Raw genomic sequence first — 12,594 nt, 5'->3', positions numbered from 1 at the left:
GGAAGCTTGTGCGGGTGCACATTTTATGGCTCGCCGGATCGCTGATTTAGGCCATGATGCGAAGCTGATATCTCCGCAGTTTGTTCGTCCTTTTGTCAAAAGTAACAAAAATGATTTCGTTGATGCAGAGGCGATATGTGAAGCAGCATCACGCCCCTCAATGCGTTTTGTCCAGCCGAGAACGGAGACGCAACAGGCGATGAGAGCACTGCATCGTGTCAGAGAATCACTCATCAAAGATAAGGTAAAGACCACTAACCAAATGCACGCCTTTTTGCTGGAGTTTGGTATCAGTCTGCCAAAAGGCGAGGCGGTCATTAAACGGTTATCTCTGGTTCTGGCAGAACACGACGTGCCCGATTATCTGAGCCGTTTGCTGATGAAATTACATGCCCATTACCTTTATCTTGTCGAGCAAATAACCACGTTGGAATTAGAATTAAAACAGTCCATCAAAGCGGACGATGCGACTCAACGCATGATGACTATACCGGGGGTGGGACCCATTACCGCCAGCCTACTTTCATCCCAGCTGGGTGACGGAAAACAATTTTCATGCAGCCGGGATTTTGCTGCTTCGATGGGGCTTGTTCCCCGACAATACAGTACAGGGGGAAAACCGACTCTGCTGGATATCAGCAAACGCGGCAACAAAAATTTGCGCCGATTGCTGGTTCAATGCGCCCGGGCGTTTATGATGCGGCTTGAGCATCAGCATGGGAGACTTGCCGAGTGGGTTAAGGCACAACTGAGCAAGAAACATTCGAATGTGGTTGCCTGTGCACTGGCTAATAAGCTGGCACGAATAGCCTGGGCAATCACGACTCGGCAAAATGAGTATCAGGCCTAATAGAGGCTGGCTGATTAAATAACTTGATGATTAAACAGTGAAATATACGTTACCTATCTGGTTTTGCGAAGACTGATTATTGATGACATGAACGGCCAATCGGCCTGATGAATAACCTAAGAAACAAAATGGCTCATTGAAGCCGGGGAGTTTTTAAGGTTCATCAGGCGCAGAACTCATCGTGGCGCGGGTATCCATACTCATAGAGACGCCGGATAGATTTAAGCAAGCCAACCATACATCAAAATGAGTGTTGCAAAAACGGGGAAGACCATAGATTTTCTTCCATAAAGGCCGCCACCATTTCCCGTTTTAAATCACGGTCACTGACCGGATGCCAAACAATACCGTCATAGTGATGAACGGTTTCCGAAGCGTCATCCAGTGCCAAATCACCGTCATAGCGTGCCAGTAAAACCTCCCCACGCTGGCTGGCTCCCATTTGACATAATGTCAGCTTAGACGGTTCGACATCATTAGGTTGAATAGCGGCTTTTTTCTTGGTTGATATTGGTTGGTAAAGCCCCTGAGTAAAGATTTGTTTTGCTGTGTCTACACCGTGTTGTTGGCGGTAATCATCCCAATCGGCTTGGTACTCTGTCGGTGGCAACGTAACCCAACCATTAACCGCAAGGGCTGCTTTTTCTGCTGAGATCTTGCCGACATTTATTTTGGGTTTCCCGTGCTTATCCAGTTCGTCGGGGCGATGCCAGTCATTATCTGCTGCAATAATGATTTTTATGTCCGGCCACCGCTCCCGAACGGCTTTGGCGACAGAGAACAAATTACCTGCATCCAGCGCCGCCAGAGCCGATCCTTGATGTAACTGGCTAACGGTCAAAGCTGTGGCATAACCTTCGGTAATGATCACCGTGTTGGGATAATCTTCCAGCTCTGAAACGGGAATAAACGCACCTTTTTTCTGGCTGCCAGACAGTAACTTTTTCGTTCCATCCGGTTTGATAATCTGCGCACCTGTTACTTTTTTATCCAGTGTTGCCATGGGCAACAAAGTCGAATTATTGAGCAATAACCGCTGATTAGGAAAATCCAACCCTTTTGCAGCTAGATAGGGAGATTGCCCAGCAACAGTTTGAGCCATCAGTGCTACTACTTTTTCGGCAATTGACTGCGTGGTTTGAATGGTTTCTCTGGCTGGCTTGGGGTTTGGTAAAGGCAATGCCAGCGCACCCGCAACGATTTTTGCCGCCTCAGTAATCGAAATCCCTTTAGTTCTTGCCACTAAATCCAGCCCATCACCATAGTTTGGATCATCACACTGACGGCAATGCCAATTGCCGTGATGGTGATGATCAATAAAGTGGAAACGGTCAGTGCCACCGCAGACAGGGCAGGCACCATGTTTACCCTTTGCTGGAATTTCAATGCCACAAGCAGGCAACAGATTTTCCCAATGGCACATGGCGGATCTTTTCACCGTCTGGATCAGGTCGAGCGGTTTTTGGCTATCAGTGATATCTGAAGATGTAAATTTAGGGTGAGTTTGGGTATGCTGTATATCAGCCATCATCGTTACTCCGTATAACGGTTGTTGGTCAGACGCCTCAGATGTGTGACAGCACACTGGGGCGTTGTTTTTTATGTCATTTTCTTTTATGTGTTATGCCGCTCGTGACTCCTCGATACGTTTCGCAATCCAGTTATCAATTTCTGATTCAATAAAAGCAATTGAGCGAGAGCCGAGTTTGACTTGTTTCGGGAATTCTCCATTTCTAATCAGTTTGTAGATCCACGCTTTGCTATAACCCGTCCGGCGTTGAACTTCCGGCAAACGAATAAGGTTTTCCTTCGCCGCTGTCATTGTCATATTTTTTCTCCTGTTACCGAGTCCTTGAGCGCTCATCGTGGACGTTGTTTGATGACAGGCGGATTATTTAAAAAGCAAGATTAAATGAACAGCGTTAATTGTTTTTCCGATTTGTTGAATTTATTTTTTTAGGAACTTCTACCTTTTTATCGGTATTCTGTATAAAAAGCGTACTTTGCTGGCACTGCCAACAAAGTATGAAAAATCACCGCTTCTTTACGCCCTTTTGCCAAATTTTCCGATCAGGACATTTTTGCCTCGTTCCAGCATCTCCATATGATCCGCATACCATTGCAGCATTTCCCGTCGACCATCCAGATATTGCGCGTGGTTGTAAGTACCCCGGATGCTGTTCTTGTCAACATGAGCAAGCTGAGTTTCGATCCAAGCTGTGTTATAGCCCTGTTCATGCAGGATTGTACTCATGGTATGGCGGAAGCCGTGGCCTGTAGCCTTGCCATCATAACCAATGCGCTTAATCACCTGATTGATGGCAGCTTCACTCATCGGCTTCCCTGCATCGCTACGACCGGGGAAAACGTATTTTCCACGCCCTGTGATTTCGTGCAGCTTAATTAAAAGGGCTTTAACCTGATGTGATAGAGGAACACAGTGGGGACGGCGCATTTTCATTCGTTCAGCAGGGATTTGCCAGAGATCATTACCGAAATCGAATTCACTCCATTCCGATTCTCTCAGTTCGATGGTGCGCACTCCGGTCAGCATCAGCATACGTGCCGCTGATTGCGTCATCAGACTGCCGCTATAACCACTTAATGCAATGAGAAAATCAGGTATCTGGTCAGCTAAAAGATGTGGAAAGTGTTTTTGTTTGGGCGCTTTGAGTGCACTGGCAAGATCAGTAACGGGATTGAACTCTGCCCGTCCGGTAATAACGGCGTAGGTGAAAATTTGCCGACACGCCTGCCTGGTTTTTTTCAATTTATCCAAAACACCGCGTTGCTCCATTTTTCGCAGCACAGCCAGCATTTCAGCAGGTTTAATCTCGGTAACGGCACGTTTACCAATATACGGGAAGATATCTTTTTTCAGATATTCCAGAATGTCTTCGGCATAGCCTTTTGACCAGTTAGGGCGTTTATATTCGTGCCACTCAATAGCGACGGATTCAAAACTATTGCTGACCGCAAACACCTTAGCAGCCTTTTCAGCTCTTTTTTCCTCTATCGGGTCATTGCCATCTGATAGCTTTCGTCGTGCATCATTTCTCTTGGCTCTTGCTTCTGCGAGGGAGATTTCAGGATATACCCCCAACGCGAGCAATTTTTCTTTGCCTGCGATCCGATACTTTAACCGCCAATAGCGAGAGCCATTCGGGTTAACCAATAGATAGAGTCCGCCGCCATCGGCAAGTTTGTAGGGTTTCTCTTTCGGCTTGGCAGTGTCCACCTGTCGGGCTGTTAGCTTCATGGGGGTATCTCATTTCATTGAACCTGAACGTACCCCTAAATATACCCCTATAAGATCGTAGATTACATACCTTACTAGACTACAGGAGAAGGGGAAAAGGCCAATACTGCGGATTTACTGGGGTTTTATAGACTTCGGAAGACGTTAAGATATGAAAGGATGGTACGCCCTACAGGATTCGAACCTGTGACCTACGGCTTAGAAGGCCGTTGCTCTATCCAGCTGAGCTAAGGGCGCATTATGGTATATAGAATAAGAAACATTATTAATGCCTTAACGCAGCACCGGATTATACGGGCATAATGGAATGAGTCAATGCCCTTTTCGCTCATATGTTCATTTTATGATTATTAATAAAACTGACAGGCGGTTCATGTTCTGACAAAATAGCCCCCATTCCTATACTTGATAATGGAATCTTAAATACATGTCAGCAAAAATTATTGATGGGAAAACGATTGCGCAGACAATCAGAAACGAAGTTACAGAAAAAGTTAGGCAGCGTGTTGCCGCCGGAAAACGAGCACCAGGTCTTGCCGTCGTTTTAGTGGGAGAAAATCCTGCTTCTCAAATTTATGTCACCAGTAAACGCCGCGCCTGTGAAGAAGTCGGGTTTATGTCCCGCTCTTATGACCTACCTGATACTACCAGCGAAGCTGAATTGCTCTCCCTGATAGATGATCTGAACGCCGATGCGCAAATCGATGGTATTTTGGTTCAACTCCCCTTACCTGCCGGCATTGATAATGTCAAAGTACTGGAACGCATTCATCCCGATAAGGATGTGGATGGTTTCCACCCTTATAATATCGGTCGTCTATGTCAGCGCGCTCCGAAACTGCGCCCTTGTACTCCCCGCGGAATTGTAACCTTGCTTGAACGCTGCAATATCAATACCTATGGGCTAAATGCCGTTATTATCGGCGCTTCTAATATCGTTGGACGCCCAATGAGCCTTGAATTGCTGTTGGCTGGCTGTACAACGACAGTAACGCATCGCTTTACCAAAAACTTACGTCAGCATGTTGAGCAGGCAGATTTACTGGTTGTTGCTGTTGGTAAGCCCAACTTTATTCCTGGTGAATGGATTAAGCCAGGCGCAATTGTGATTGATGTTGGTATCAATCGGCTGGAAAATGGCAAAGTCATTGGTGATGTGGATTTCAATAAGGCATCTGAACGCGCAAGTTGGATCTCCCCTGTCCCCGGCGGTGTCGGACCGATGACCGTTGCAACATTGATTCAAAATACCTTGCAAGCTTGCGAGGAATACCATGATATAGATACAACTGAAGGTTATTGATGAAAATTTTTTATTTAGATGACCACCCTTATGTCGAGTTATGTGATTTGCTGAAATTTCAAGGATGGTGTGAAAGTGGTGCTGCGGCAAAAGCCGTGATTGCAGAAGGTTTGGTACAGGTTGATAGCCAACTCGAAACTCGCAAACGCTGCAAAATTACTGCTGGTAAAGTTGTTGCCTTTAATGGCGAATCTGTTCGCGTTGAAGAGTAATTCAATAAGTAAACATTATCACTAATACTTTTCAGAAAGACAGTACCTTTTGTATTAAGGTATTGTCTTTTTATTTTATACCTATCGCCATTGAAGATGCTTGATTTCTTATCCAAACCAGATCATGCTTGCAACCATGAAAATTCATCTGACACCAGAACAAAAACGCGCCCTCGAATTGATGCATGATACTACTCGTGATAGTCGAGTCTGTGATCGCATCAAGGCCGTGCTTTTAGCGTCAGAGGGCTGGACTGCCCAGATGATTGCACAGGCCTTGCGTATTCATGAAAGTACGGTAAGCCGTCACCTAAAAGATTTCATCGCGCAGGAAAAGCTCACCCCGGAAAATGGCGGCTCTGAAAGCCATCTCTCTGCCGAACAAACCGCCGACCTGATTGACTATTTGACGACAAATTTGATGCATACTACCACTCAAATTGTGGCCTATGTCCGAACACGTTGGCAGGTCTCTTTCAGCGTGGGCGGAATAACGAAATGGCTTCACCGCCAAGGTTTCAGCTACAAAAAACCCAAGGGAGTGCTTCATAAATTCGATGCGAATAAACAGCAACAATTTATTGATTACTACCAATCTCTGAAAGATGAAGCGGGTCAGAATGAGCCTATCCTATTTATTGATGCGGTGCATCCTTCACAATCCACAAAGCTCAGCTATGGCTGGATGAAAGCGGGAAAGAATCAGGTAAAAGAGATCGAAACCACCGGCAGTCGTACCCGTCTCAATATTCTGGGTGCCCTCAATTTACAACGTATTGAAGACACCGTGATCCGTGAATATCCGAGCATCAATGCTGAAAATATCGCGTATTTCTTCGGGGCGATCCGGGAAACTTACCCGCTTTCGCAAAAAATCCATATTATTCTGGATGGTGCGGGTTACCACCGAGCCGAGTTGGTGAAAGATATTGCGTATGTCCTGAATATTGAATTGCATTACCTACCGCCTTACAGCCCAAACCTCAATCCGATAGAGCGATTGTGGAAATATATGAATGAGCAAGTGCGTAACAATGTCTATTTTCCGAATGCGAAGACGTTCCGTCAAACCCTTCGTCACTTTTTTCATGTCACTTTGCCCGAAAAAGCGAAAGAACTGACGACTCGACTGACTGACAATTTTCAGATTTTAAAACCGGCATCTTCAAGTTAGATTGGTATATATACCAATCCGACTTCAAGATGCGTGTTATATTTCCCCGCACAGCGGGGAAATATAAGGCCTCGCGTCGTCTTGCGGATTGCAACTTGAAGTTTATCGAGTATAAATAGAAATTAATTATTTTATATAAACCAGTATAAGGTGATATATAAATATTAAATAATATGATGTCAATCATAACACCAATATTATTGGTGGATATTGTTTTTGCTGATTACAGATTTATCTGTTTTTATTCGCAAAATATGTGACGCTGACGATATATTGACAAACAATCATATCAATCTTCTAATAAGTCGCTATACTGAGAAGCTTATGTACAACTGAAACGGAGTTAATTATGTTAAGTAATAGAGCTGCAAGAAGGTTGTTAGGTTTGCCTTATAAATTAAGTAATTCTAAACGTAGAGTAAAAATTTCTCTTCTTCATCCTGCTTCCCGTGATGACACCCATCAAATACCAGAGCCTCTGAGTCATTCTTCTTTCGTTGCCATGAAACGGGATGCGGTTTCTGGAAAAATCACGTATCACGCTGGAAATGCTTTCTATCCTGAGCACTTAAGTAGTCATCAATAAATCTGTCGGTTTTTATTCCGCTCATTTATACCACTAAGTACTACAACTAAAAAAATCTCGCTATCAAAGCGCAAAGACATGAAAGACTGAACCGCCCATTTAAGGGCGGTTCTGGTGTTCGATAAAGCAAAATCGATTATTTACGACGCCATGTTGTTCCTTGCGGGCCATCTTCCAGCTCAATTCCCATTTCATTTAACTGGTTGCGCGCCGCATCCGCCAATGCCCACTCTTTATTTTTACGGGCATCGTTACGCTGTTTGATGAGTGCTTCGATGCGGGCAACATCGTCGTCCGCCTGTGTTCCGCCTTGCAAAAAGTGTTCTGGATCTTGTTCCAAAAGACCAAGAATCCCGGCCAATTTACGTAACCTTGCCGCCAGACCATTAGCCGCAACCATGTCTTCTGCCTTCAGACGATTAAGCTCACGCGCCATATCAAACAAGGCTGAATACGCTTCTGGTGTATTGAAATCATCGTCCATTGCTTCAACGAAACGGACTTCAAATGTTTCTCCACCCGCAGGTTGAACGGATTTATCTGTACCACGCAGGGAAGTATACAAACGTTCAAGGGAAGTGCGCGCCTGTTTCAGGTTCTCTTCCGTATAATTCAACTGGCTGCGATAATGACCGGATAATAAGAAATAACGCACGGTTTCAGCATCGTAATAGGCCAATACATCACGGATGGTAAAGAAGTTATTCAACGACTTGGACATCTTCTCTTTATCCACCATGACCATGCCTGAATGCATCCAATAATTGACGTAAGAACCATCATGGGCACAAGTTGATTGGGCAATTTCATTTTCATGGTGCGGGAACATCAAATCAGAACCGCCACCGTGGATATCAAAGTGATGACCCAGCGTCTTGCCGTTCATGGCGGAACATTCAATATGCCAGCCTGGACGGCCAGCCCCCCACGGAGATTCCCAACTCGGCTCACCCGGTTTGGACATTTTCCATAATACAAAATCCATTGGGTTACGTTTTACATCTGCCACTTCAACACGGGCGCCAGCCTGCAATTGTTCCAAATCCTGGCGGGAAAGCAGGCCATAATTAGGGTTGGTGTCGATGGAGAACATAACGTCACCATTAGCGGCAACATAAGCGTGCTCACGCTTAATCAGCGCTTCCGTGATTGCAATGATCTCTGGGATATGTTGCGTTGCACGAGGTTCTAAATCCGGGCGCAGGATATTCAATGCATCAAAATCGCTGTGCATTTCTGCCAACATACGTGCGGTCAAATCGTCACAACTTTCATTGTTTTCGATGGCGCGTTTAATAATTTTATCATCCACGTCAGTGACGTTACGGACATAGGTCAGATCATATCCCAGATAACGCAGGTAACGAGAAATCACATCAAATGCCACAAATGTTCGGCCATGACCAATATGACACAAGTCATAAATAGTGATGCCACACACGTACATGCCCACTTTCCCTTCGTGAATCGGCCTAAATTCTTCTTTTTGACGGCTGAGAGTATTGAAAATTTTTAGCATCAGTGGGTTTCCGTAAAAATTATGTACGTGTAATAAAATCAAATAAATTGACTGATTATAGGCTTCTTTATCAGCAAGATAAATAAATGAGAATAGAGAGAAGCCAGATCAGACATTTCACCTTGATATGCAATGCTTTGCAAGCGTCATAAACCGTCTTGTTCTGATACTTTCCCTGAGTACTGACTCAAAATCTGAGATATGATATAACAGCGGTTGTTCAAAACCCCCTATATAGGGTCAATCAAAACTATTACTAGGATTTTTATTATGGTGACTTTCCACACCAATTTTGGCGATATCGCAATCAAAACATTCGCTGATAAAGCACCTGTAACCGTTGAAAACTTCTTGAGTTATTGCTCGGAAGGTTTTTATGATAACACTATTTTTCACCGTGTTATCAATGGCTTCATGATTCAAGGTGGTGGCTTTGAACCTGGCATGACGCAGAAAACAGCTAAAGCGCCTGTCAAGAACGAAGCCAACAATGGCCTGAAAAACAGCCGTGGCACCCTCGCTATGGCACGCACCAATGATCCACACTCTGCAACTGCCCAGTTCTTCATTAACGTTGTCGATAACGATTTCCTGAACTTCCGTTCAGAGCGCCCGGATGGATGGGGTTATTGCGTATTTGCCGAAGTCGTTGAAGGCATGGATGTAGTTGATAAGATCAAAGGTGTTTCTACTGGCCGCAGCGGTATGCACCAAGATGTACCACATGAAGATGTGATCATTGAACGTGTCACTGTCAGCGAATAATTACCGTTAGAGAATCATCGCTACATGAGTACACTGTTTATTGCAGACTTGCATCTCAGTGAACAAGAACCGGCAATTACTGCCGGTTTTCTGCGTTTTTTACGTGAAGATGCAATCCACGCTGAAAGTCTTTATATTCTCGGTGATTTTTTTGATTACTGGATTGGTGATGATGATCCCAACCCATTGCATACTAAAATCGCCCAGGCCCTTAATGAACTGAAACAACAAGGTATTCCCTGTTATTTCATTCATGGCAATCGTGATTTCTTGCTCGGCTCCCGTTTTGCCAGAGAGAGCGGCTTGATTCTGCTTCCACAGGAAAAAGTACTGGAGTTGCACGGTAAACGTATTCTGATTTTGCATGGCGATACGCTATGCACCGATGATATCAACTATCAGCAGTATCGTAAGCGAGTACATACTCCATGGATACAACGGCTATTCCTGCTTCTTCCTTTATTTATCCGTTTGAAAATTGCCGCCAAAATGCGAGCAGGTAGCCAATATGCCAACAGCCAAAAATCTTCATCTATTATGGATGTCAATCAAGAGGCTGTTACCGAACATTTTAAAAAATATCAAACAGATTGGATCATTCACGGTCATACTCACCGCCCAGCAATACACGATATTCAGATTGGCGATAAGACCATGCATCGCGGTGTATTAGGGGCATGGCATGAGCAAGGTTCGATGTTCAAAGTTACAGAAACGGCTATTGAGTTAATATCCTTCGCCTTCTAAGCGCCTTGCTTATTTTGTAAAAATCGATAAATCAAACGACGCAAACGTTTTCCTCATGCTATTAGCATGATATGATCCGCCGTCTGAAATTTCATCTTTGTTCTGGTAGACACCCAATACAGGAGCATCTGATTTATGACGTCCAGCTCTGATCCCACAATAGCTATTACCCCAACAATGACTTCTCCAACAGAAATAGAACCCCAAAACCACGCCAAAATCGCCATTGTCATGGGTTCTAAAAGCGACTGGGCAACCATGCAACATGCAGCCGATATCCTGACCGAACTGGCTATTCCTTTTCGTGTTGAAATTGTTTCGGCACACCGAACGCCAGATAAACTTTTTCGTTTCGCAGAACAAGCGCAAGAAAACGGTTTTGATGTGATTATCGCGGGTGCAGGTGGAGCAGCACATTTACCGGGGATGTTGGCAGCTAAAACCTTAGTGCCTGTGTTTGGGGTACCGGTACAAAGCGCGGCGCTTAGCGGTGTTGATAGCCTGTATTCTATCGTCCAAATGCCAAAGGGCATTCCGGTTGGTACACTGGCTATCGGTAAGGCAGGAGCAGCAAATGCCGCATTGTTGGCGGCTCAGGTGCTGGCGTTGCATGACAGTGTGCTGTTTCAACGTTTATCAGATTGGCGCAGTGAACAAACTCAGGCTGTCTTGGATAATCCAGATCCACGGGAGGATGCATGAAGCCCGTTTGTGTATTGGGAAATGGTCAGTTAGGCAGAATGCTGCGTCAAGCCGGTGAACCGTTAGGGATCGCTGTTTATCCTGTTGGGTTGGATGCCGAACCGGAGGCAGTGCCCTACCAAAGCAGCGTGATCACCGCAGAAATTGAGCGTTGGCCCGAAACCGCATTAACCCGCGAACTGGCTCATCATCAGGCGTTTATCAATCGTGAGATTTTTCCGCAACTGGCGGATCGTTTGCCACAAAAACAGCTCATGGATACGTTGGGTTTGTCAACCGCGCCGTGGCAACGGCTTTCCTCTCCCGAACAATGGCCACAGCTATTTGCAGAGTTAGGCGATTTTATCATTGTCAAACGACGGACTGGGGGCTATGACGGGCGTGGTCAGTGGCGTATCCGGCCGGGTGATGAAACAACGCTTCCACCTGAAATTTACGGTGAATGTATTGTGGAACAGGGTATTCCGTTTTCGGGGGAAGTCTCGCTGGTAGGAGCCCGTAATGCCAAAGGTGAATCAGTATTCTATACTTTGACTCACAATTTGCATCAGGAAGGTATTTTGCGTACCAGTGTTGCTTTACCTGATAATAGCGCCGATAAGCCATTTCAACAGCAAGCAGAGCAGATGCTATCCACCATCATGAATCACCTGAACTATGTTGGTGTTATGGCGATGGAGTGTTTTATTGTTGGCGATAATTTGCTGATCAATGAATTGGCTCCACGGGTTCATAATAGTGGTCACTGGACACAAAACGGCGCTTCTATCAGCCAGTTTGAACTTCACCTGCGGGCGATCTTGAATCTTCCTATGCCACAACCAGAAATCTTTGCACCATCCGTCATGATCAATCTGATCGGCACAGAGGTGAATCCCGCATGGCTGAATTTGCCGCTGGTTCGTTTACATTGGTATGAAAAAGAAGTTCGTCCTGCACGTAAAGTAGGCCACTTAAATGTAACCCATGCTGATAAGGGAACATTGAAAACAACGTTGCAAACATTAGCCTCCCTATTGCCAACAGAATACCAAAGCAGCCTTAAATGGGCACAAGATAAATTCAGTTGATCAATTGCCAACTAAAGAAAGTGGTAGTGATTAAAATAAGCTACCACTTCCCGATTTGGTTAACGTTTATTGCTAATAATCAGTGTGCTAAATCCATTTGATAATACGCTCTCTTTACCTTGCACAAGGCCTAATCTCTTCTATTAGATATCCCGTCGGCTTTCCAGTTGCAGCTTTGTTGGCTACGCTCGGTCACATCGTTATCTATTCTGCCGGAGATTCGTTCTCTTGCTGTCTCGCTGCATCTTTAAATCCATAGGTGATAACCCTGAAATGCTCGATTTCAAACCCGAATTGCATTATGACTTAGGCAAAGAATTAGGCTCTCAAGCCGGTCATTTGTGGACTATAGCAAAATCATCATAACATGGCATATTCAATATGCTCTGTAAACAGCTCATCAACTG

General features: G+C 44.9%; 13 protein-coding genes and 1 tRNA gene. 9 read left to right on the top strand and 5 right to left on the bottom strand.

Annotated features, from left to right (window positions below):
• Nucleotides 1–850 (top strand): IS110 family transposase (locus AAY47_RS13285; protein WP_047770627.1); only part of this gene is annotated, 850 nt, incomplete at its 5' end.
• Between the two features lie 241 nt (nt 851–1,091).
• On the opposite strand, the gene AAY47_RS13280 is transcribed toward AAY47_RS13285, so the two are convergent.
• The 4 genes from AAY47_RS13280 to AAY47_RS13265 form a co-directional block, all read right to left on the bottom strand.
• Nucleotides 1,092–2,378: a toprim domain-containing protein gene (locus AAY47_RS13280; RefSeq protein WP_327213540.1), complete on the bottom strand. Its 1,287-nt coding sequence runs from the start codon at nt 2,376–2,378 to the stop codon at nt 1,092–1,094.
• A 93-nt stretch (nt 2,379–2,471) separates the two neighbouring features.
• Nucleotides 2,472–2,678 (bottom strand): helix-turn-helix transcriptional regulator, encoded by a 207-nt coding sequence (locus AAY47_RS13275; RefSeq protein ID WP_047770623.1) that lies wholly within the window; start codon nt 2,676–2,678, stop codon nt 2,472–2,474.
• 216 nt (nt 2,679–2,894) lie between these two features.
• Complete coding sequence (locus AAY47_RS13270; protein WP_047770622.1) at nt 2,895–4,109, bottom strand: tyrosine-type recombinase/integrase; 1,215 nt, start codon at nt 4,107–4,109, stop codon at nt 2,895–2,897.
• Nucleotides 4,110–4,269: 160 nt separating this feature from the next.
• Nucleotides 4,270–4,346 (bottom strand) — tRNA-Arg (locus AAY47_RS13265).
• A gap of 190 nt (nt 4,347–4,536) precedes the next feature.
• On the opposite strand from AAY47_RS13265, the gene folD reads away from it, so the two are divergent.
• The 4 genes from folD to sra all read left to right on the top strand — a co-directional run bounded on the left by folD (nt 4,537) and on the right by sra (nt 7,384).
• The gene (gene folD, locus AAY47_RS13260; RefSeq protein WP_047770621.1) at nt 4,537–5,412 is read left to right on the top strand and encodes a bifunctional methylenetetrahydrofolate dehydrogenase/methenyltetrahydrofolate cyclohydrolase FolD; all 876 of its coding nucleotides are present in this window, start codon (nt 4,537–4,539) and stop codon (nt 5,410–5,412) included.
• Nucleotides 5,412–5,624, top strand: a complete 213-nt coding sequence (gene ybcJ / locus AAY47_RS13255) for a ribosome-associated protein YbcJ (protein ID WP_047770620.1) — start codon at nt 5,412–5,414, stop codon at nt 5,622–5,624. The genes folD and ybcJ overlap by 1 nt, the downstream gene beginning before the upstream one ends.
• Before the next feature lie 136 nt (nt 5,625–5,760).
• Entirely contained in the window at nt 5,761–6,798 is a 1,038-nt protein-coding gene (locus AAY47_RS13250; protein ID WP_152669812.1) for an IS630 family transposase, read from the top strand.
• Nucleotides 6,799–7,147: 349 nt separating this feature from the next.
• Complete coding sequence (gene sra / locus AAY47_RS20715; protein ID WP_072059792.1) at nt 7,148–7,384, top strand: stationary-phase-induced ribosome-associated protein; 237 nt, start codon at nt 7,148–7,150, stop codon at nt 7,382–7,384.
• Nucleotides 7,385–7,520: 136 nt separating this feature from the next.
• Here sra and cysS read toward each other — a convergent pair whose 3' ends face one another.
• Nucleotides 7,521–8,903, bottom strand: a complete 1,383-nt coding sequence (gene cysS / locus AAY47_RS13245; protein WP_047770619.1) for a cysteine--tRNA ligase — start codon at nt 8,901–8,903, stop codon at nt 7,521–7,523.
• A gap of 270 nt (nt 8,904–9,173) precedes the next feature.
• On the opposite strand from cysS, the gene ppiB reads away from it, so the two are divergent.
• From ppiB to purK, 4 genes are all read left to right on the top strand, one after another.
• Complete coding sequence (gene ppiB, locus AAY47_RS13240) at nt 9,174–9,668, top strand: peptidylprolyl isomerase B (protein ID WP_047770618.1); 495 nt, start codon at nt 9,174–9,176, stop codon at nt 9,666–9,668.
• Nucleotides 9,669–9,692: 24 nt separating this feature from the next.
• Nucleotides 9,693–10,415 (top strand): UDP-2,3-diacylglucosamine diphosphatase, encoded by a 723-nt coding sequence (locus AAY47_RS13235; protein WP_047770617.1) that lies wholly within the window; start codon nt 9,693–9,695, stop codon nt 10,413–10,415.
• A 177-nt stretch (nt 10,416–10,592) separates the two neighbouring features.
• A complete protein-coding gene (purE, locus tag AAY47_RS13230; RefSeq protein ID WP_047770624.1) occupies nt 10,593–11,117 on the top strand; it encodes a 5-(carboxyamino)imidazole ribonucleotide mutase in 525 nt (174 codons plus the stop codon).
• Entirely contained in the window at nt 11,114–12,187 is a 1,074-nt protein-coding gene (gene purK / locus AAY47_RS13225; protein WP_047770616.1) for a 5-(carboxyamino)imidazole ribonucleotide synthase, read from the top strand. Before purE ends, purK begins: the two co-directional genes overlap by 4 nt.
• Nucleotides 12,188–12,594 lie beyond the last annotated feature (407 nt).

Source organism: Xenorhabdus griffiniae, from assembly GCF_001028135.1.
GTDB classification, from domain to species: domain Bacteria; phylum Pseudomonadota; class Gammaproteobacteria; order Enterobacterales; family Enterobacteriaceae; genus Xenorhabdus; species Xenorhabdus bakwenae.
This window is presented reverse-complemented; position numbering and strand designations above follow the sequence as displayed.

What these genes read in the sequence shown, in the direction of transcription:
- folD (WP_047770621.1), top strand. Translation starts at nt 4,537, where the DNA reads ATGTCAGCAAAAATTATTGATGGGAAAACGATTGCGCAGACAATCAGA.
- purK (WP_047770616.1), top strand. Translation starts at nt 11,114, where the DNA reads ATGAAGCCCGTTTGTGTATTGGGAAATGGTCAGTTAGGCAGAATGCTG.
- ppiB (WP_047770618.1), top strand. Translation starts at nt 9,174, where the DNA reads ATGGTGACTTTCCACACCAATTTTGGCGATATCGCAATCAAAACATTC.
- ybcJ (WP_047770620.1), top strand. Translation starts at nt 5,412, where the DNA reads ATGAAAATTTTTTATTTAGATGACCACCCTTATGTCGAGTTATGTGAT.
- purE (WP_047770624.1), top strand. Translation starts at nt 10,593, where the DNA reads ATGACTTCTCCAACAGAAATAGAACCCCAAAACCACGCCAAAATCGCC.
- AAY47_RS13275 (WP_047770623.1), bottom strand. Translation starts at nt 2,678, where the DNA reads ATGACAATGACAGCGGCGAAGGAAAACCTTATTCGTTTGCCGGAAGTT.
- AAY47_RS13235 (WP_047770617.1), top strand. Translation starts at nt 9,693, where the DNA reads ATGAGTACACTGTTTATTGCAGACTTGCATCTCAGTGAACAAGAACCG.
- cysS (WP_047770619.1), bottom strand. Translation starts at nt 8,903, where the DNA reads ATGCTAAAAATTTTCAATACTCTCAGCCGTCAAAAAGAAGAATTTAGG.
- AAY47_RS13250 (WP_152669812.1), top strand. Translation starts at nt 5,761, where the DNA reads ATGAAAATTCATCTGACACCAGAACAAAAACGCGCCCTCGAATTGATG.
- sra (WP_072059792.1), top strand. Translation starts at nt 7,148, where the DNA reads ATGTTAAGTAATAGAGCTGCAAGAAGGTTGTTAGGTTTGCCTTATAAA.
- AAY47_RS13280 (WP_327213540.1), bottom strand. Translation starts at nt 2,378, where the DNA reads ATGGCTGATATACAGCATACCCAAACTCACCCTAAATTTACATCTTCA.
- AAY47_RS13270 (WP_047770622.1), bottom strand. Translation starts at nt 4,109, where the DNA reads ATGAAGCTAACAGCCCGACAGGTGGACACTGCCAAGCCGAAAGAGAAA.